Genomic DNA, 19,073 nt, shown 5'->3' with positions numbered 1-19,073 from the left:
CATGGCCGTCTATACAGACATTAACGAAATCGAGCTTGGCGCTTTTCTTGAGCAATATGACATCGGTGCATTGACCTCTTATAAGGGTATTGCTGAAGGTGTCGAGAACACCAACTATCTCCTGCACACCACCACTGGCTCATTCATTCTCACGCTCTACGAGAAGCGCGTAAACCGCGATGACCTGCCGTTTTTTCTTAATCTGATGCAGCATCTGGCCAAACGCGGTCTGGAATGCCCGCAACCGGTCGTGCGTCGTGATGGCGTTACGATTGGTGAGCTTGCAGGGCGTCCTGCAGCAATCGTGACTTTCCTTGAAGGCATGTGGATGCGCAAGCCAACCGTTGCGCATTGTGAAGAGGTTGGTCGCGGACTGGCCGAGATGCATCTCGCAGGTGAAGATTTCGATATGCGCCGCCGCAATGGTTTGACGCTGCCCGATTGGCGTCCATTGTGGAAACTGTCGAAAGAACGTGCGGACAGTGTTGAGCCGGGTCTGGTTGCAGAAGCGGAAGGTGATCTTGATTATCTCGAAAAGAATTGGCCGTCAGGATTGCCGGAAGGTGTCATCCATGCCGATCTCTTTCAGGATAACGTGTTCTTCCTGGGCGACCGTCTGTCGGGGTTCATCGACTTCTATTTCGCCTGCACGGATATTCTCGCCTATGACGTGGCCGTGTGTCTGAATGCATGGTGTTTTGAAAAAGACTTCTCTTACAATCTGACCAAGGGCGCGGCATTCTTGCGCGGCTATAATTCCGTGCGTCCGCTTTCGGGGGCGGAAATTGAAGCGCTGCCTGTTTTGGCACGGGGGGCTGCTGTTCGCTTCATGCTGACCCGTCTTTACGACTGGATCAATGTGCCGGAAGGCAGTTTTGTGATGAAAAAAGATCCGATGGAATATGTGCGTCGGATGCGCTTCCATCGTCAGGTCACATCGGCCAGCGAATATGGTCTTGAACTGAGCGGAGCTGACGCGTGAAGCATATTGAAGCTTTCACCGACGGCGCATGTTCCGGCAATCCCGGCCCCGGTGGCTGGGGCGCAATCGTGCGCTGGAACGACCATGTGAAAGAGCTTAAGGGCGGCGAAGCCGACACCACCAACAATCGTATGGAACTGATGGCTGCGATCTCAGCGCTTAACGCGCTGAAAGAGCCATGCGAAGTCGATCTTTATACCGATAGCGTTTACGTGCGTGACGGTATTTCTGGCTGGATTGAGGGCTGGAAGCGCAATGGCTGGAAAACAGCGGCCAAGAAGCCTGTGAAGAATGCCGAGCTGTGGCAGGCGCTTGATGAGGCGCGCAAGCCGCATAAGGTGACGTGGCACTGGGTTAAAGGCCATGCCGGTCACCCGGAGAATGAACGTGCTGACGAGCTCGCTCGTGCCGGTATGGAGCCATTCAAATATAACGGTCACAAGTCGCTTCAGGTGAAGTAAATTCTTCGAATTGAGACATGAAAAAAGCCGCGCTGAATTTCAGCGCGGCTTTTTATTTTGAAGTCGATTACTTGCCCTGTTCGATTTCCGTTGGGTCTTTGAGACGACCCGTCAGCGAGAATGCAAGCAGCGAAGACACAAGCATCACCGCACCGACGATGAACATTGGCATTTCATAAAGCCCGGTCGCATCCTTCACAAGACCAGTAATATAGGGGGCTGCGAAGCCTGCAATGTTACCAATCGTGTTGATGAGTGCGATACCAGCTGCCGCAGCTGTGCCTGTCAAAAAGCGCGATGGAATGGCCCAGAAGTTAGGCAGTGCCGAGAAGATCGCGCATGCTGTGATCGTGATCATCAGGATCGTGGTTGCAGGGGTTGGCATGAACAGAGCTGCCGGAATGGCAATCGCGCCAACCAGTGCCGGAATACCAATGTGCCATGGGCGAACGCCACGCTTTGCTGCATCGCGGCTCCAGAAATAGAGAGCGAATGCGGCTGGTAGGTATGGAATTGCGGTGATCAGACCCTTATCGAACACGTCGAACTTGGTGTTGAACTGCTGTTCAAATCCGCCAATGATCGTTGGCAGGAAGAAGGCCAGCGCATAAAGGCCATAGATCAGACCGAAATAGACGATCGACAAAAGCCAAACGCGCTTGTCTGTCAGAGCAAGGCCGCTGCGGTGTCCCGGAGCCTTTTCCTTGATCTTTTCTTCCTGAGCGAGAGCGCCATTCAGCCAATCGCGTTCGTCCTTGTTCAGCCACTTGGCGTCATTTGGCGTATCAGGCAGATAGAAGAAGGTAATGATACCGACAACGATTGCTGGAACTGCAACGCCGAAGAACATGATGCGCCAGCCTTCGAGGCCAAATGCACCGTGCATTGCGATCAGTTCTGCTGCAAGCGGCGCGCCGATCACAGTCGTCAATGGCTGTGCAAGATAGAATAGTGCCAAAATCTTGTTGCGGTGACGTGACGGCACCCAGGTCGACAGGAACAGAATTGCACCTGGGAAGAAGCCAGCTTCTGCAACACCCAGCAAGAAGCGCAGAACATAAAGCTCGGTTGCGCTTGAAACCCATGTGAACAGAAGGGCGACAATGCCCCATGTGACCATGATGCGGGCAAGCCATTTGCGCGCGCCAAACTTGTGCAACGCAAGATTGCTTGGAACTTCAAGAATGATGTAACCGACAAAGAAGATACCGGCTGCAAAACCGAACTGCGCTGCGGTCAACGCGAGATCGGAAGTCATTCCGTTCGGACCAGCAAATGAAATTGCGGTACGATCCAGGAAGTTAATGAAGAACATCAGCGCGATGAACGGGACGAGCCGGATCGAAATTTTCGATATGGCCGACTTTTCAGCGGGCGTCATTACGTGAGATTTTTGCTGCATTGCAGATCCTCCCTGCTAGCATATTAATCGAAGCGAAGGAGCTTGAAGGAGTGAATATCAAAAGATAATGCACATTCCGGCGGCAACTGCGCTTTTAAATGGGCAGATAGCTAAAGAATGCGACATGCCGCCGCAAGCGATTTATTATCAGCGATTTGTGATATAACCTCACAGGTATGCTCAGATGCTAACGAGGATTTCAATGCGGCCACTTCCTTCTTTGAATGCGCTTAAAGCTTTTGAAGCGGTCGCGCGTCACCGTTCGATGACAAGAGCGGCGGAGGAATTATGTGTAACGCATGGAGCGGTCAGCCGTCAGATCAGGTCGCTGGAGGATTCGCTGGGTGTGCTATTGCTTACACGCAATGCGCGATTGAGCGATCCGACACCGGAAGGTGCGAGGCTTGCGGAAGGTTTGGCCAGCGCATTTTCAATCATCGAGGGTAGCATTGAGCGCGTGAAGCCCGGGCCACTCACGCTGTCCTGTTCGTCGTCCATTATGATGGAATGGATCATTCCGCGCATTGGCCGCTTTCACGATAGTCACCCGAATATCGAGTTGCAGTTCAATATGAACTATGACCGGATTGACTTTATGCGTGATAAAATCGGCATTGCAATTCGCTCCAGTGTGATTGAACCGCCGGCAGATGCTGTGATCCGGGATATGGGGCGTGAGGAAATTGGCCTTGTCTGCGCGCCATCTTATCTCTCGCAATGCCCGCTGATTGATCCTGCCGATCTCGCACAGGCATCAGTGCTGGCGACCCATACGCGGTTGGAAGCATTTGCCGACTGGCAAAAGGCGGCCCATGCAGATTTTCCTGCTCCGGAACCGAAATCTACATTCCATCACTTCTATCTGTTGATTCAGGCTGTGCTGTGCGGCTTGGGTGTTGCAGTGGTTCCGCATATGCTGGTGGCCGAGCACATCGCATCGGGCCGGCTGGTTGCTCCATTTGGCTTTCGACCGGGGCCGCGCCGGATGCTATTGTGGATTGCACCACACAGAGCGGGACAGCCGGATTCGCTTGCGCTTGAAAAATGGCTGACACGTGAAATGCGCGCCCCACTGCAAAAGCAGGGCGCGTCATAAATTCTGATTAAAGCTGTTCGATCAGCGTTGCAGCACCTGAAGTCACAGCCTGTCCAGCCTGCTCTTCGATGTTGAGTGTCTTGACGACGCCGTCTTCAACGATTGCCGAGTAGCGCTTCGAGCGAATGCCGAGGCCGCCTGCGGTCGCATCAAGCTCAAGGCCGATTTCTTTGGTGAAGAGTGCCGAGCCGTCGGCGAGGAAAGTGATCTTGCCTTCGCCGCCAGTGCTCTGTGCCCATGCACCCATGACGAATGGATCGTTGACCGAAACAACCGCGATTGCATCCACACCCTTTGAAAGAATGGTATCACGGTTATCGAGATAGCCCGGCAGGTGGTTGAGATTACAGGTCGGTGTGAAAGCGCCGGGAACTGCGAAAAGAACGACTTTTTTGCCAGCGAAAACTTCATCAGTCGTCACTTCTTTAACGCCATCCGCAGTCTTTACCTTGAAGGTTGCTGCGGGGAGCTTGTCGCCAACTTTAATCGTCATTGTTTTCTCCTGAAGGTGAGCTTCTGCCGTCATGGCCCACCTGTATGAATGGCTAAATTTCATCTGCCTTTGCGCGAAGCAAGGCCACGACACTTAAGCCGATAACGGTGCGTTTCACAATTTCAAATTACAGCTTGTCAAAGCTAATCAAGCTTGACTTGCCCGGACACGGCTTTGCCATTCTGCACAAGCGTGTAGTCAATCAATGCGCCGTCTTTCGCTTCGTTATAAAGCATTGCGGTGAAGCGGGACGGTCCATCAGGCTTTGCTTCTGAAAGATTAAGCTGTTCGCTACCGACAAAGAGCTCGGCGGGTGCGTTAGCGTCTGGCAGTGCAATCTCGAAAGTGGCTTTGTTGTCCGCACGCTTCGCACTTTTCACGCCAAAATCAGCAGATGCAGGTGCAGGGAGGCGGTCAAAGGCCGTTTCGACAATGGTGCGCGTCGCAATGGCTTGCGGCGATTGCTCGGTCGCTTGATTTAATGGAAAGTCGAACTCTGCTTGAACCGGGATGCAGATTTTGTCACAGACGCCGAGAAAAAAAATGCCCTTCAGACGATCTTCACCGGGCTTTAATGTGAATGTCAGCGGCAGGGATAGAGATTGCTTGTATCCAATACCCCCTTCATCACCGTCGTCAAAATAGACAGGGGTTGGGAAATCAATGCGTGCTAGAGTGTCGCCTTCAATATTGATCTGAGGTGGCACACCCGCATCACCCGGGTTACGCCAATAGGTTTTCCAGCCGGGATTGAGATTGATCTGCAATGCGCCGCGTTGTTCCTCACCAGACTTCGTATCTTCAAGAATAACGCGCACTTTCCCGCCGGGGATTTCCGTCCATTCGGACGTGGCAGCGTGTGCGCTGAGAATTGTGCTTAACAGAAGCGGAAGGGCAAGAAACTTTACTGATCTCATTTGGCGAGATTGATCGAAAATCATGTTTCAATCAAGGCTGTGTTTTTGCGGGCATATTTTCATTCAGACTTTTACCAACATGCTGAAAATGAAAGTCAAAAATATCGCCGTGCCTAATGCGATATGCATCAGGAAGGCGATGTTTGAGATGGTACGCAGTTGCGGATAGTCTGGAAAATGATTGTTGATTTCGTTGGGCGGTGTCGGATTATGCCAGAGGTAAAGCGCAAATCGATAATTGCCGCGCGGCATAGTGAAAATATAATATAAATCAGATACATCGCCGATTGTTTTTGTCATTGATGGACTTTGTCTGATGAAATCAATGAGTGGAGACAGTTTTGTCTGCACATATATAGAGTAAATTAGGAAAATAGCGGCTGAAGTCAGTATTCCGTAAACCAGCATAAATTCTTTTCTTTTCAATTCACGATTGAATTTCTTGCGGGCAATGTTTCTGAACTATGCGATCAAAAATCAACTGCTATTTACCACAACGAGAAACTTTGCGCGATTTTCATTGTCATTTGGCACAGTCTTGCTACCTTAATCGTTATGACCATTCTCAGGAAGCCAAACCAGGAGCAGGGTTTCTTAAACGGGCAATTCCTGCTTGCCATGCCCGGAATGAGTGACGAGCGTTTTGACCGCGCGGTTATTTACATTTGTGCCCATTCTGAAGAGGGCGCTATGGGGTTTATCATCAATCAGCTCCAGCCCGTCGGATTCCCTGACATTCTGCGTCAGATCGGTATTGTTGACGACGAAGACCTGATCATGTTGCCAAAACGTGCGCAGAATATGGTTGTGCGTAATGGTGGGCCTGTTGATCGGTCTCGCGGATTTGTACTGCACAGTGACGATTACATGGTCGACTCGACAATGCCCGTAACCGAAGACATATGCCTAACGGCAACGGTTGATATCCTACGTGCGATTTATGGTGGCAGCGGACCATCACAGGCTTTGCTGACACTTGGCTATTCGGGCTGGGCACCGGGGCAACTCGATATGGAGTTTGCTGAAAATGGCTGGCTGGCCTGCTCAGCACCGATGGATATGCTTTTCGATAGCGATATTACCGGAAAATACGAGCGATTGATGGCTCGGATGGGCATTGACATGACACGGCTCGTCTCAGAAGCCGGTCATGCCTGAGTAAGCTTTCTAGAGCGCATCGCGAAGAGTGTGAAACGGTTTTCGGAAAAGATGTGCTCTAAGCTGCCGCTGCATCCTGCTGCTCACGCACGATACGCGTGGCATCTTCGCGCGTAGCTGGCTCGCCGAACATGAAGCTCTGCACATATTCGCAACCCATCTGGCGCAGTTGCAGTGCATCGTTTTCGTTATCAACGCCTTCGGTGACCACTGCCAAACCAAGATCATGCGCCATGCTGACGATGGAACGCAGGAGTGTTGTCTTTTGCGGCTGGTCGCCTTTCACGAAAGAGCGGTCGATCTTGATGATGTCGAACGGGAAGCGGGTCAGATAGGCAAGCGACGAATAGCCGGTGCCAAAATCATCAAGCGATAGGCCGACACCCATGGTTTTCAGGCGTGCAAGGACATGCGCCGATTGTTCGGGGTTTTCCATTAACACAGATTCTGTGAGTTCCAGCTTCAGCGTGCCGGGTTTCAGATGAATACGCGAGAGAACCGAACGCACGTCATTGATCAGATCCTGCCGGATCAACTGCGTGCTTGAAAGGTTGACCGAAACAAACAGATTGAGCTTCGGAAACTGTTCCTGCCACGCATAAAGGTCTTCAGCAGCACGCTGAATGGCAAACAAGCCAAGCTGCACGATCAGGCCAGAGCTTTCTGCAATAGGAATGAACTCTGATGGAGAAATACTGCCACGGCGCGGATGCTCCCAGCGCATCAGTGCTTCAAAGCCAGCAATCGTGCCCTCATCAAGCCGCACAATTGGCTGGTAGACGAGGCTGATTTCATCGCGCTCAAGTGCGCGGCGCAGGTCGGATTCAAGCTGTAACTTGTCGCTGCCAATCGCACGGAAGGCAGGTCGGAAAGGTTCTATGCGGTCGCCACCGAAGCGCTTTGCCTGATGCATGGCAAGCTCGGCGTCCTTGACAAAATCTTCGGCTGACGCGGCCGTTTTCGTCCATGTGATCAGACCGATTGAAGCCGTCAGCACGATTTCGCGTTTTGCATAGGCGATTGGTGCGCGAACGGCTTGTCGCAAGGCTTCAGCAAAGGCAGCAATGCGGCCCGGATCATTCTCAGATGCCAATAGCAGGCCGAACTGGTCAGATGACAGGCGGGAGAGCGTGTCCTGTGGTTTCATCAGACGCGACAGACGACGCGAGATCGTAAGCAGGATCGTATCACCTGCCGACATACCGAGACTGTCATTGACCTGTTTGAAACGGTCAATATCGATGATGAACACGGTCGGATGCAGCCTGCTTTCGCCGCGTGCCATGTTCATGATGCTGCTTAGGCGATCAAGGAATAGTTCGCGATTGGGCAACCCTGTCAGATTGTCATGAACCGCATCATGCAGCAGGCGTTCTTCGGCCTTCTTCTGTTCAGTTACGTTGACAAGCGTTCCTACACAGCGGACGATTTCGCCGTCAGAACCGATGACAGGACGGGCGCGCAACGCATACCAATGATAATGGCCGTCATTGGCACGCAGACGGAAAATTTGGCCGATGCGCCCACGACGGTTTTCGAGGATGGCATCAAGCGTTGAGCGGAAGCGATCACGATCATCCGCATGCATCGCTGGCAGCCAGTTGCGAACCGGGCCTTGCAATGAACTCGCTGTGTTGCCGAGATAGTTTGCAATGTCAGGCGTGGTGACAACGCGGTCACGCGGAACGTCCCAGTCCCAGACAATGTCGCCTGCACCAATCACTGCAAGCGCCTGACGTTCCATATCGGAAAGCAAGCCTTGCTGGAGCGCGCCACCGGAGAATGCGTGCTGCATAACGGTAAAGCCGATCAGCAAAACAATTAGCACCAGACCGCCGCCAAGTGCTGGCTGAATGATGTCGTTGTCGAGTTGGCCTGAAACCGTCATCCACGCGCCCAACAACCAAATCAGCGTGAGCAGCCACGCCGGTATGAGCATCACCGCTCGATCATAGCCTTTAATCGCCAGATAGCCGATGATGAAGATGCCCGACACAACCGTCAGCGCCAGCGACATGCGCGCAATGCCGGAAGCAACAGGTGGATCAAAGACGGCAACACCGGCAAGAGCCATAAGGCCCAATACCCAAGTGACCGCTCCATAGCTGAAATGGTCGTGCCAGCGATTGAGATTGAGATAGGTGAACAGGAAGATCACCAGTGAGGCGGCGAGGGCGACTTCGGTGCCCGCTCGCCAGACCTGCTCGTTTCCGGGCGTTATCTCCATCAGCTTGTTCCAGAAGCCGAAGTCAACGCAGATATAGGCGAGAACGGCCCATGCGAGCGCTGCGGTTGCCGGGAAAAGCGAGGTACCCTTAACGACGAAAAGAATCGTCAAAAACAGTGCCAGAAGGCCGGAAATGCCGAGCAGAATGCCGCGATACAGCGTGTAGGAGTTGACGGCATCCTTGTAGGCTTCCGGTTCCCACAAATAAAGCTGTGGCAGATTGTGCGACGAAAGCTGAGCGACGAAGGTTACAACGGTTTTCGGATTTAACGTAATGAGGAAGACATCAGCGTCTTCGCTTGGCTGTCTGTCGAGCGTAAAGCCCTCACTGGGTGTTATCGACGAAATACGCGCTGAGCCAAGATCAGGCCAAATTATGTTTGATCCAACAAGACGAAAATGCGGAGCAACGAGCAAGCGGTCGATCTGTTCGTCTGTCGGATTTGCAATGGAAAAGGCGGCCCAGTCTCCGGAGGCGTTTGAATTGGGCGCTGCCTGCACCTCAATGCGGCGAACGATTCCATCGGCTCCCGGTGCTGTGGAAACCTGCACGCTCTCGCCCTGATTGCGCAGCAGCTCTACAGCGCGCGATAGGTCAAGAGCGGTATCTTCTTTAGAGATTTTTATTGGTTCAACGGCAAGAGAAGGAATTGCTGAACAGGTCAAGATAATGATCAGCGCTACACAGCGCAGAAAAGCTGAGAATAACCTGTTTGTTACACCATTCACGAGCGTTCAACCTTGCCATTGATCATGCGTAGATCGCTTTCTATCAGGGCAAACAACAGGTGGTCCTGCCAGAAGCCATTGATCTTGAGATAAGAGCGCAACAGTCCTTCTCTCTGAAATCCGGCTTTTTCGAGAAGCCGTATCGAACGAACATTATGGGGAATACAGGCAGCTTCGATCCGGTGCAACCTTAGTTCATTGAATGCAAAGGGGATAACCAATGATAAGGCTTCGCTCATATAGCCTTTGCCAGCCGCCGATATGCTGCTCCAATAGCCAACCATACCGTTCTGTCCGACGCCCCGCTTTATGTTTCCCAGCGTTATTCCGCCGAGAAGTCGATTGTCTTTGTTGTCAAAAATAAAGAAGGGATAGCCGGTGCCATCGGACATTTCTTCCTGAACGCGGCGCAACCGATGACGAAATGCGCTTTTAGTCAGATCGTCGTCAGCCCATGTTGGCTCCCACGGGGTGAGAAAGCCGCGACTTTGCTCGCGCACATTGGCCCATGTCGCAAAATCGCTCAGCATTGGCTCGCGCAAATAAACGCGCTGCCCACGAAGAAGTGTCGGATTGCTGCGCCGGAATGGCAGGCCGATCATGCTGGTTCTCGTGTTGTTGATGAAGAAAATAGGCTGCTTCTAGAATATGCAATACTGTTGCATGAGTTCTTTTTGAAATTACAGCCTATTCTCCGATCTGTTAAACAGCAATCTTCCGTGTATGCGCGCTGGTCGAAAGAGCATCCGTAAGCCCTTCAAAGCTCATCAGACGTCCAACAGGGCCGACACCGGCGATTGTCGGCTTGCTGTCGAGGAACATACGGCCAGCAAGATCGCTCAGACGTTCAGGCGTGATGAGCGACAGACGGTCCATCAGCTCATTGTTTGGCACCGGGCGCCCATAGAGCAGGAACTGTCGTGCGATCTGCCCAGCACGGCTCGCTGCACTTTCCTGCGACATCAACAAGCTCGCGCTATATTGCGCACGGGCTCGATTAACTTCATCAATGCCGATGGAATCTGCTGCTTTGTGCAATTCCTGAATGATGACTGGAAGCAACTCCACAAGTTCGTCCTTGCCGGTTGCGGCATGAATGCCAAAAAGGCCGGTATCGGAAAAGCCCCAATGAAATGCATAGACCGAATAGCAGAGGCCGCGTTTCTCGCGCACTTCCTGAAACAGGCGTGAGGACATGCCGCCGCCGAGGATCATTGATAGAAGCTGCGAAGCGTAAAAATCGCGGACATGATAGGCGCGACCTTCAAAGCCGATCAGAACCTGCGCATCCATCAAATCGCGATCTTCGCGGAAATCACCGCCGACATAGGTCGCGAGGTCAAGGGTCGGTGCGGTATTGTGAGCGCGGAAACCGCCCAAACGCTGTTCGACCTCTTTCACGAAATGGTCATGATCAATGCCACCAGCAGCTGTCACCACCATACGGTCGGCGCTATACTGCTCGTCCATATATTGGCGTAGATCAGCCGATGTGAACGACATCACGGTATCAGGCTCACCTAAAATGGCACGTCCAATTGGTTGATGCCGATAGGCTGTTTCGGTGAAGCGGTCGAACACGATATCATCAGGCGTATCGTGGGCCGCACCGATCTCCTGCATGATGACCTGCTTTTCGCGTTCAAGTTCGGCTTCATCGAACTTGGAGGCAGTCAGAATGTCAGCAAGAATATCTATTGCCAGTGGCATGTCGTTGCGCAGCACGCGCGCATAATATGATGTGGTTTCAACGCTCGTTGCGGCATTGATTTCGCCACCAACATTTTCAATGTCAGATGCAATCTGCCAAGCTGTGCGCTTTTCCGTACCTTTGAAGGCCATATGTTCAAGCAGATGAGCAATGCCGTGTCGGTCTGACGCTTCATTTCGTGCGCCTGCTTTTACCCAGATACCCAACGCAACGCTTTCCACATGCGGCATGTTATCTGTTACAATGGTAAGCCCATTGGAAAGACGCGTTACTTCAACACCCATATGCAAAATGCTCCCATAGTCCCATTCGGGTTCCCGTTTTTAAACTCCTGAGCAAGATATAATCTTACGCCCGGGAATGACGGCGAATGTATTCTTCCACGATTTTCAGGTCGTTGTGAAGAACTGTGAAACTTTCTTTTCGGTCCATCAAGTCCGAAAGCCATACCGGAAGCGCCGGCGTCACACCACTTGCAGCTTTTACTGCATCAGGGAATTTAGCCGGATGTGCGGTAGCGAGTACAACCATAGGTGTATTACCGGACACTTTTTCGCGAGCGACCTTAACCGCAATCGCTGAATGAGGATCCAGCAAATAGCTATCCGCTTCCAGAACTGACTTAATGGTTGCGGCCGTTTCGTCAACGGTTGAACGGCCCGCTGCAAATTCGCTGCGAATAGCGGACAGTGGCTTTTCAGAAATCGTAAAGCCACCTGATTGCTTCATGCTGTCCATCAGGCCACGCACTGCGCTCGCATCGCGATCATGCGCTTCAAACAACAAACGCTCGAAGTTTGATGAAATCTGGATGTCCATGGAAGGCGAAGTCGTCTGTTCAACGCCGCGCATTTCATAGGCACCGCTATCAAGCGTACGTGCAAGAATGTCGTTGTCATTGGTTGCGATAATCAGCTGATCAATCGGTAATCCCATTTTCTTGGCAACATAGCCTGCGAAAATATCGCCGAAATTGCCGGTTGGGACCGTGAACGAGATAGCGCGATCTGGTGCGCCGAGGCTCAAGGCTGCCGAGAAATAATAAACAACCTGAGACATGATGCGTCCCCAGTTGATTGAATTCACACCGGAAAGCGAAATGCTATCGCGGAATTCGAGGTCGTTGAACATGCCTTTGACCAGATTCTGACAATCATCGAAGTTGCCTTCGATAGACAGGGCATGAACATTTGAGAAGCCGGAGCTGGTCATCTGGCGCTGCTGCACCGGAGACACGCGGCCATTCGGGAACAGGATGAAAATATCGGTGTTGTCGCGACCGCCAAAGGCTTCAATCGCTGCGCCGCCTGTGTCGCCGGATGTGGCGCCAACAATCGTTGCACGTTCGCCGCGTTGCGCGAGGACATAATCCATCATGCGTGCAAGAAGCTGCATGGCGACGTCTTTGAAGGCAAGTGTCGGGCCATGGAAAAGCTCAAGCACGTATTCATTCGCGCCGGTCTGGACCAATGGGCAAACTGCGTCATGACGGAACGAGCCATAGGCTTCACGCACCATGTGTTCAAAATCTGCCTGCGGAATTTCACCATTTACGAAAGGTGTTAGAACGGCCAGCGCGATATCCACATAGGATTTTCCACGCAAATCACGGATCTGATCAGCGGCGAATTGTGGGTATTCCTGCGGGAGATAGAGGCCGCCATCACGGGCAAGTCCGGCGAGCAGAGCATCGCTGAATCCCAGAACTGGGGCTTCGCCGCGGGTGCTTATATATTTCATCTCAAAGGCCTTCATTTCGGGTCAAGGCAGATTTTTAGCCGAGAATGCAATAAAGCTTCCCTAAAAAAGCCGCAAGAATTAATGCATGTTTTGCGCGATGGGGTTGCTCTTGGCTGCAAAAAACAGGAAAACACCCTCACGCTATGCATCGCACAGCGGTGTAGAACAGGTCGATCAGTGCAGGGAAGCCCGGTTTATGCTTAAAGCATCACAGAATCGTTCATCATTGTTTCCAGTCGTTGCAACGGTTTTGCTCGCAGCACTTGCCGGCTGTACCACCAGTGGCACGCAGAATGCGGCGGATAGCGCAGAGCCGCGCGTCAAAGCATCCGACCTTATGGCGTTTTGCCCAAGTGTTTCACTGCGTGAAGGTACTGCCTATTTCAGCACCTATGAAAAAGGCGGCGACAAAGATGCAGGCCGTGTAATTTACCAAGCTTCGCTGACGGACACGACGCGAGATTGCCAGCATAATGCAGGTACGATTACGCTTGACGTAGCTGCGGCTGGTAAAGTTGTTCCGGGTCCAAAATATAAGAGCGGCAACATTACAATGCCGATCCGCGTAGCTGTCGTTCAGAATGGCAATGTGATCTATTCCAAACTGCACAAACAGACAGTCAGTGTCAGCAATGGCGGCGGCGCAACGCAGTTTGTGTTCAACGACAAGGGAATTTCGATTCCGACCGAAAGCGCGCGCAGCGTGCAGATTTTCGTTGGTTTTGATGAAGGCCCATACAACACCAAGTAATGGGTCTTAGAAGTTATCGAATTTAGAAAGCGGCTTTTGATTTTACCATTGGCCGCTTTTTGCTGTATTGCGTTTTCGATTTTAGATATGTTGCGCTAGTATATTAATTGTTCTTTTTACAGCCGTTTTGAAACAAGAAGCGGTCTGTTTACTTTTCCAATAATTTCGAATTAATGTCATCTATAGAGAAGTGTAATTTCATTTGGACTTTTTGTAGATTTTTATCGAGGCGATCTTTTATGGGGTTGAAACGCAGCGTATTTTTTTCGCCTGTACCCTATGTAATTTGCATCATGTTATTGCTTGGCGCCATTGCAGGTAAATGGGCCGGGGATCAGTTTCGCCTTTTCGATGAAGAAAAGGACATGGATGCGTATATGACTGTGCTCATGACGCAGGCTAACCGTATAGTGAACTCTGCGAAAGAGACACTTAGCAAGGTCAATCAGTCTCCCTATGCTCTGTGTTCGTCAGACGATAAGCGCTATATGCGCGAGTTGCTTTTTGCTGCTTATCACATCAAGGACATTGGTCGTCTTGAGCATGACATGCTGCAATGTTCGACGCTTTTAAGCGATGTCGTGACAACAAAACCCAGAAGCAAAGAAGATGTTCTTCTTAAGGACGGCGTTTATGTTTATAAGGATCAAGAGCTTATAACAGCTGGGAGCCATGGCCCGATTTTTGGCCGGAACACCGGCAATCTCGTTTTAAGTGCGCTGGCTTTTGATGCGGTGCATGTTCCGCAATATGATTTCGCAATCTTTATGACGAATAGCGATCGGACGCAGTACGCCAAGCTTTATAGTAACCCCGATACGTTTCCTGAGAATATCAGCAATAGCTTTATCCCAACCAATAGTATGCGGTCGTTTGGTGTAACGAATGGCGTTTTGCAACAAAAAGCGTGCGACGATGAAACAGGCGTTTGCGTTGCGATTGCAACGTCTGAAAGCTGGTCTGACCATACCGACGAGTTGCTACCGTTTGTGTTCACAAGCCTGGGTTTACTTGTTGGCGGTGGCGTTGCCATTGGCTGGACGTTTTACCGTAACCGTGACCGCTCACTTGTCTCGTTGCTTAAAAAGGCGTTGAAGGCAAACGAGCTTGCGCTGGTCTATCAACCTGTAGTCAATCTTGGTGATGAGAAGATTATAGGCTTTGAAGCGCTTATTCGGTGGGAGATTACAAAAGGCGATTTTGTGCCGCCGGATCTGTTTGTTGCACGAGCGGAAGCGGCTGGTGTAGGCCATCTCATAACCGCTTATGTGCTGGATAATGTTATTGCAGAAATGGGTGATTTGCTACGGCAGCAGCGGGCCCTTTATATCAACGTGAATATAACCTCCGGTGATCTGCAAAGCCCGGATTTCATACAGTCGCTTGAAGCTCGCCTGTCAGACGCCGGAATTCAGCCGCAACAGATTGGTCTTGAATTGACCGAGCGAACCGCAGTGGATTTCGCGAAAGCCAGTAGCGGTATTAAGGCTCTGCGCGAAAAGGGGTATAAGGTCTATATCGATGATTTTGGTACTGGCTATTCCAGTCTCGCTTATCTGGGCGAGTTGCAAGTCGATGCCATCAAAATCGATAAGGCATTTACACGCACGCTGGGTGGTGAGGCAGAAACTGTTTCTATCGTTCCGCAAATTATCGCTATGGCGCATCAATATGGGCTTGGAATTGTGGTGGAGGGTATTGAAACTGGAGAGCAGCTTCGCTGCTTGCGTGATATTTGCACCAATCTTGCGGGGCAGGGTTGGTTTTTCGGCAAGCCGGTGAACGCCAGTTTAGCTCAATCACTGGCTGGATTTTCGATCAAAAAACGGAAGCGGTCCAAGGTTGAATCCAGCTCCAAATAGGTGTTTGACGCTTTGATTTTAGCAATAGAAATTTAACTATAGAAGTAATCTTTGATGCGTTATTTAAAAAACCTTGTTTGTGTGAAGTGAATTGCAAGAAGTTTAATTTAGAAAAACTGTTCGTGGGAAGGCTGTGCCTTAAATTAGCCGGTTGAGCCTCTCATGTGGAATTGCAACGAAACAACAGGGGCAGAACGGCAGTCAGGTCCGTTCTGAGCTTAGGGCCATGAAGCCAAAATATGAACGCGTTCTTGAACCCACGGATACCTGGGCGATCTTCGACTTAGCGACCGACGAGCCTGCATCGATCGGTGACAGGTTGATGATCGGCCTGAGCGAGAGCGAGTCAGAAGAGTTGCTCGCTACGCTTAATGCTGAGGCAAAAGGCAAAGGCAAGCGTAGCGCCGCCTGATAGGTCTTTGCGCGTCGTTAAGAGCGCATCCCGAAAAGTGTGAAGCGGTTTTCGGACAAGATGCGCTTAAAAAATGGTTAGAGCGCCGATCTGATTTCATCAGATCGAAATGCGCTCTAAGGCGCGCAAAAGACATTGTCTGAGTTAGACTAGATCAGATTACGCATCCGTCCAGATTGAAAGCGCCTCGATAACGCTTGGCAGATCTTTATGGCGATGTATGACGGTTTCTGCACCTGCATCCGTTAGCTTGTCGGCATGGCCCGGATAGGTGTGTGCGCCGCCAGTGAATCCGATTACCCGCATTCCAGCGGCGCGTGCGCCATGAATGCCGTGTGCAGAATCTTCAATGACAATGACATCTGCCGGATCCACGCCGAAATGCTTTGCCGCGTGCAGGAAAACATCTGGCGCTGGCTTTGGCTTTTTCGTGCCGACTTCGCGCGCCGAAAAGATATTTGGCTCAAACAGATCGTAAAGACCAACGCGCTTGAGCATAAGATCAAGGCGAACGCTGGTTGAATTTGAGCAGATGCACTTTGGCAGGTTTAGCGCTTCAACGACTTCAACGATGTCTTCAATCGCCTGAACTTCATTTTTCAGACGTTCATCAAGCAGTTTTTCTGCCTTATCGAGAAGCGATGCCGAAATCGGAATGCCAGCTTCACGCTCTACGGTCAGGAGAATGTCCTGCCATGTCAGGCCTGCAAAACGTTCGCCAACTTCAACGGCTTCAATCGGATACCCGGCTTCTGTCAGGAGTGCCGCGTCAACTTCTGCCGCGATGACTTCAGAGTCCACCAAAACGCCGTCACAATCAAAAATAATCAGGGCTGGAGCCGCCATGTCAAAAGCCTTTACTTGGGAGATATTGGGCGAGGATCACCCGCAAAACATTGGGGATGAGCTACAACTTTATGGCCCACAGGTCAAACTTTGCTGGGGCGGCTTTAGCGAATTATGGGAACGATGTTTGCGCGAGGCCGTTCCTTTTCTCCATGAAGGAGAAGTCTATGCGTAAATCCGTTGTGCTGTTTGTTACAGCTGTTGCCGTCGTTCTGTTGTTCATTATCGCGACGCCATATTATTACAGCGTGACACCGGAAAACCGCGGCACAGAACCCGTGACCGAAACCGCGCAGTAATCAAACCTCGCCGGACACCTCACGCCTGCGCCGGTCCAGTTCTTCGCTATAGCGGCGCAGGGTATGCGCTTCGCTCAATTGACCAAGCACTTTGCGCTCCTGCGCATTATTGATCACGGCGAGCGCTTCCGCTTCTGCCCGATCAAAGCGGACAACGGCCTCTTTCGCGTTCATCTGCGGCAGCAAGAACTCATCCTGATAACGCAGCAACTCGCGAATGCTGCGCGCTTCTTCCGTCTTGTCGAAGCTCTCGGAATAAGCCGCGGGTACGGGGATCATGCCAACATAACGACCTTCGCTGTCCACCGCGATAACGCGCTGGGTAGAGCCAAGCGGGAAGTCATGGCGGAAGGTTTCTATGTCGGTATCAATCGGCACAGTTTTAACGTCATGACGCATCATTCGGGTCACAGTCAGATTGCGCACCCAACCAATATCATGTGCTGACCGAATGGCTTCGCCGCGTAGGTGAAAACGCCATGTGGCAAATGAGTAGCCAAAGGTTTTGCGAACCATCATGGATGACGATACAACGGCACCCAGAACGAGCATCGCAATCGGAAAGTCGCCGGTAAGTTCCAGCGCCAAAAATGTCATTGTCAGCGGTCCGCCGATAATTGCCACTGCCATCGAGCTCATGCCGATGACGGCATAGGCTTCCGGCTCAAGCGTTAGTGGCAAGACATAGCCTGTTAGTGCCGCAAAAAGTTTGCCTGTCAGTGCGCCAAGAAACAGTGATGCAAAGAACAGGCCACCGCGAAATCCGGACCCAATCGAAACAGCCGATGCCAACGATTTGCTGAAGATCAGCAAAAGCAGCACAGGAATTGTCAGGTTGGCATTCAGATCAAGATGCAGTGCACCATGGCCAGATGCCAAAACCTGCGGAGAAACGAAGGCAATCATGCCCACGACAATACCGCCAATGGCCGGTGCTAACACGGTCGGCACAACGCTTTTGCGTGCAATACGCTCGACAGTCGTGACACCACGCATGATGAGAATACCAATGCCAGCTGTGATGAATCCGAGAACCAGCGCAGGCACATAATCGCGTGCGGCGATGCCATCAAGCGGGCCAATATGGATCACCAGCGGCGCACCACCGATGGCTTGCGTCACCAGCATTCCGACGATTGCGGCCACGACAACGGGGGCCAGCGTAGCGATCGAATAAACGCCGATAATCAGCTCAAACGCATAGAATGCGCCTGTCAGTGGTGCGTTGAATGCACTTGCAATAGCCGCTGCCGCACCACAGCCTACAAGCGTTCGTAAGTCTGCCCGACGCAGTTTGAGCGCGCGCCCGATGCGGGAAGCAAAGCCACTTGAAAGCTGAGTATAGGCTGCTTCCAGACCTACCGATGCGCCAAACCCATTGGAAATAAGATTTTGTCCGACAAGGATAAAACTATCGGTCAGTGAAAGATGCCCACCATGCAGCGCATTGGCTTCGATCGGATCGACGATGGGCTTTTTGCGCCAGCGTGCCAACACCCATATCACGATGCCCATGAGAATGCCGCCCGCGACGGGTGCAATATAAGCAGTCGTGCTTAGTTGCGATGCTGAACTCAATCGCTCGCCATCGGCGAGACCAAAAAGCGCCTGATGCATCCACTGCGAGATGCCTGCAATCGCGGCCACGGCGAGCGCGGAGATGATGCCAATAACGGCACCCGCGATGACCAGTCCGATTTCGCTACCACGCACAAGCGCACGCATGCGGAAGGGCACAAATAGAACCCGTAAATACCGGTTATGACGCAGCTCGTTGATATTCATGGACCGCACATCAGGAAAAGCAAATCAGTTTCCGCGCGATCATAGGCAAAAACGAATAACCAAGCCTTAGTGATTGCGCCAAATTTTGCTCGTGAACTGCAATTTGTTGACGGCATTAATAAGGCTGGAAGAAAACTCTCAAAATTTGATGGTTGCCAAAAGTGCCAGAAACCCGGGCTTTTTATGTCAAATTAAGAAAAGG

The 19,073-nt window shown here is 51.6% G+C and carries 19 protein-coding genes; 9 read left to right on the top strand and 10 right to left on the bottom strand.

The features are described 5' to 3' along the window. Position 1: 1 nt before the first annotated feature. Both ACOZHT_RS02350 and rnhA read left to right on the top strand, forming a co-directional pair. Positions 2-982, top strand: a complete 981-nt coding sequence (locus ACOZHT_RS02350; protein WP_339508041.1) for a homoserine kinase — start codon at positions 2-4, stop codon at positions 980-982. After that, the gene (rnhA, locus tag ACOZHT_RS02345; RefSeq protein ID WP_339508044.1) at positions 979-1,443 is read left to right on the top strand and encodes a ribonuclease HI; all 465 of its coding nucleotides are present in this window, start codon (positions 979-981) and stop codon (positions 1,441-1,443) included. Before ACOZHT_RS02350 ends, rnhA begins: the two co-directional genes overlap by 4 nt. Before the next feature lie 67 nt (positions 1,444-1,510). On the opposite strand, the gene ACOZHT_RS02340 is transcribed toward rnhA, so the two are convergent. After that, the gene (locus ACOZHT_RS02340) at positions 1,511-2,845 is read right to left on the bottom strand and encodes an MFS transporter (RefSeq protein ID WP_421565303.1); all 1,335 of its coding nucleotides are present in this window, start codon (positions 2,843-2,845) and stop codon (positions 1,511-1,513) included. A gap of 202 nt (positions 2,846-3,047) precedes the next feature. Here ACOZHT_RS02340 and ACOZHT_RS02335 point away from each other — a divergent pair, with 202 nt between their 5' ends. Continuing rightward, positions 3,048-3,941: a LysR substrate-binding domain-containing protein gene (locus ACOZHT_RS02335; protein ID WP_339508046.1), complete on the top strand. Its 894-nt coding sequence runs from the start codon at positions 3,048-3,050 to the stop codon at positions 3,939-3,941. A 7-nt stretch (positions 3,942-3,948) separates the two neighbouring features. Here ACOZHT_RS02335 and ACOZHT_RS02330 read toward each other — a convergent pair whose 3' ends face one another. The 3 genes from ACOZHT_RS02330 to ACOZHT_RS02320 all read right to left on the bottom strand — a co-directional run bounded on the left by ACOZHT_RS02330 (position 3,949) and on the right by ACOZHT_RS02320 (position 5,759). Continuing rightward, on the bottom strand, positions 3,949-4,434 hold the full coding sequence (locus ACOZHT_RS02330; protein ID WP_421565302.1) for a peroxiredoxin: 486 nt from the start codon (positions 4,432-4,434) through the stop codon (positions 3,949-3,951). Positions 4,435-4,577: 143 nt separating this feature from the next. Further along, complete coding sequence (locus ACOZHT_RS02325) at positions 4,578-5,351, bottom strand: protein-disulfide reductase DsbD domain-containing protein (protein ID WP_421565301.1); 774 nt, start codon at positions 5,349-5,351, stop codon at positions 4,578-4,580. Between the two features lie 63 nt (positions 5,352-5,414). Beyond that, positions 5,415-5,759, bottom strand: coding sequence for a hypothetical protein (locus ACOZHT_RS02320; protein WP_339508049.1), 345 nt, complete (start codon positions 5,757-5,759; stop codon positions 5,415-5,417). Between the two features lie 147 nt (positions 5,760-5,906). On the opposite strand from ACOZHT_RS02320, the gene ACOZHT_RS02315 reads away from it, so the two are divergent. Further along, on the top strand, positions 5,907-6,509 hold the full coding sequence (locus ACOZHT_RS02315) for a YqgE/AlgH family protein (protein WP_339508050.1): 603 nt from the start codon (positions 5,907-5,909) through the stop codon (positions 6,507-6,509). 58 nt (positions 6,510-6,567) lie between these two features. Here ACOZHT_RS02315 and ACOZHT_RS02310 read toward each other — a convergent pair whose 3' ends face one another. The 4 genes from ACOZHT_RS02310 to thrC form a co-directional block, all read right to left on the bottom strand. Further along, the gene (locus ACOZHT_RS02310) at positions 6,568-9,465 is read right to left on the bottom strand and encodes a sensor domain-containing phosphodiesterase (protein WP_339508051.1); all 2,898 of its coding nucleotides are present in this window, start codon (positions 9,463-9,465) and stop codon (positions 6,568-6,570) included. Then, positions 9,462-10,067, bottom strand: a complete 606-nt coding sequence (locus tag ACOZHT_RS02305) for a GNAT family protein (protein ID WP_339508052.1) — start codon at positions 10,065-10,067, stop codon at positions 9,462-9,464. The genes ACOZHT_RS02310 and ACOZHT_RS02305 overlap by 4 nt, the downstream gene beginning before the upstream one ends. 100 nt (positions 10,068-10,167) lie before the next feature. After that, on the bottom strand, positions 10,168-11,460 hold the full coding sequence (locus ACOZHT_RS02300; protein WP_339508053.1) for a pitrilysin family protein: 1,293 nt from the start codon (positions 11,458-11,460) through the stop codon (positions 10,168-10,170). 64 nt (positions 11,461-11,524) lie between these two features. Beyond that, complete coding sequence (thrC, locus tag ACOZHT_RS02295; RefSeq protein ID WP_339508055.1) at positions 11,525-12,916, bottom strand: threonine synthase; 1,392 nt, start codon at positions 12,914-12,916, stop codon at positions 11,525-11,527. Between the two features lie 196 nt (positions 12,917-13,112). On the opposite strand from thrC, the gene ACOZHT_RS02290 reads away from it, so the two are divergent. From ACOZHT_RS02290 to ACOZHT_RS02280, 3 genes are all read left to right on the top strand, one after another. Further along, on the top strand, positions 13,113-13,667 hold the full coding sequence (locus tag ACOZHT_RS02290; protein WP_339508056.1) for a hypothetical protein: 555 nt from the start codon (positions 13,113-13,115) through the stop codon (positions 13,665-13,667). Between the two features lie 239 nt (positions 13,668-13,906). Next, a complete protein-coding gene (locus ACOZHT_RS02285; RefSeq protein ID WP_339508057.1) occupies positions 13,907-15,529 on the top strand; it encodes an EAL domain-containing protein in 1,623 nt (540 codons plus the stop codon). Between the two features lie 226 nt (positions 15,530-15,755). Beyond that, on the top strand, positions 15,756-15,941 hold the full coding sequence (locus ACOZHT_RS02280; RefSeq protein WP_310010749.1) for a hypothetical protein: 186 nt from the start codon (positions 15,756-15,758) through the stop codon (positions 15,939-15,941). 159 nt (positions 15,942-16,100) lie between these two features. Here the strand turns inward: ACOZHT_RS02280 and ACOZHT_RS02275 are convergent, their stop codons facing one another. Next, entirely contained in the window at positions 16,101-16,787 is a 687-nt protein-coding gene (locus ACOZHT_RS02275) for an HAD family phosphatase (RefSeq protein WP_310010748.1), read from the bottom strand. Here ACOZHT_RS02275 and ACOZHT_RS02270 point away from each other — a divergent pair. After that, on the top strand, positions 16,786-16,962 hold the full coding sequence (locus tag ACOZHT_RS02270; RefSeq protein ID WP_339508060.1) for a hypothetical protein: 177 nt from the start codon (positions 16,786-16,788) through the stop codon (positions 16,960-16,962). The genes ACOZHT_RS02275 and ACOZHT_RS02270 overlap by 2 nt on opposite strands. Beyond that, the gene (locus ACOZHT_RS02265; RefSeq protein WP_339508061.1) at positions 16,955-17,086 is read left to right on the top strand and encodes a hypothetical protein; all 132 of its coding nucleotides are present in this window, start codon (positions 16,955-16,957) and stop codon (positions 17,084-17,086) included. Before ACOZHT_RS02270 ends, ACOZHT_RS02265 begins: the two co-directional genes overlap by 8 nt. Here ACOZHT_RS02265 and ACOZHT_RS02260 read toward each other — a convergent pair whose 3' ends face one another. Beyond that, a complete protein-coding gene (locus ACOZHT_RS02260) occupies positions 17,087-18,871 on the bottom strand; it encodes a chloride channel protein (RefSeq protein WP_339508063.1) in 1,785 nt (594 codons plus the stop codon). Between the last annotated feature and the right edge of the window lie 202 nt (positions 18,872-19,073).

The sequence above is a fragment of the Ochrobactrum sp. EDr1-4 genome (assembly GCF_049199085.1).
GTDB lineage: Bacteria > Pseudomonadota > Alphaproteobacteria > Rhizobiales > Rhizobiaceae > Brucella.
Note: the sequence above shows the minus strand (reverse complement) of the source record. Positions and strands in the feature narration are given on the sequence as shown.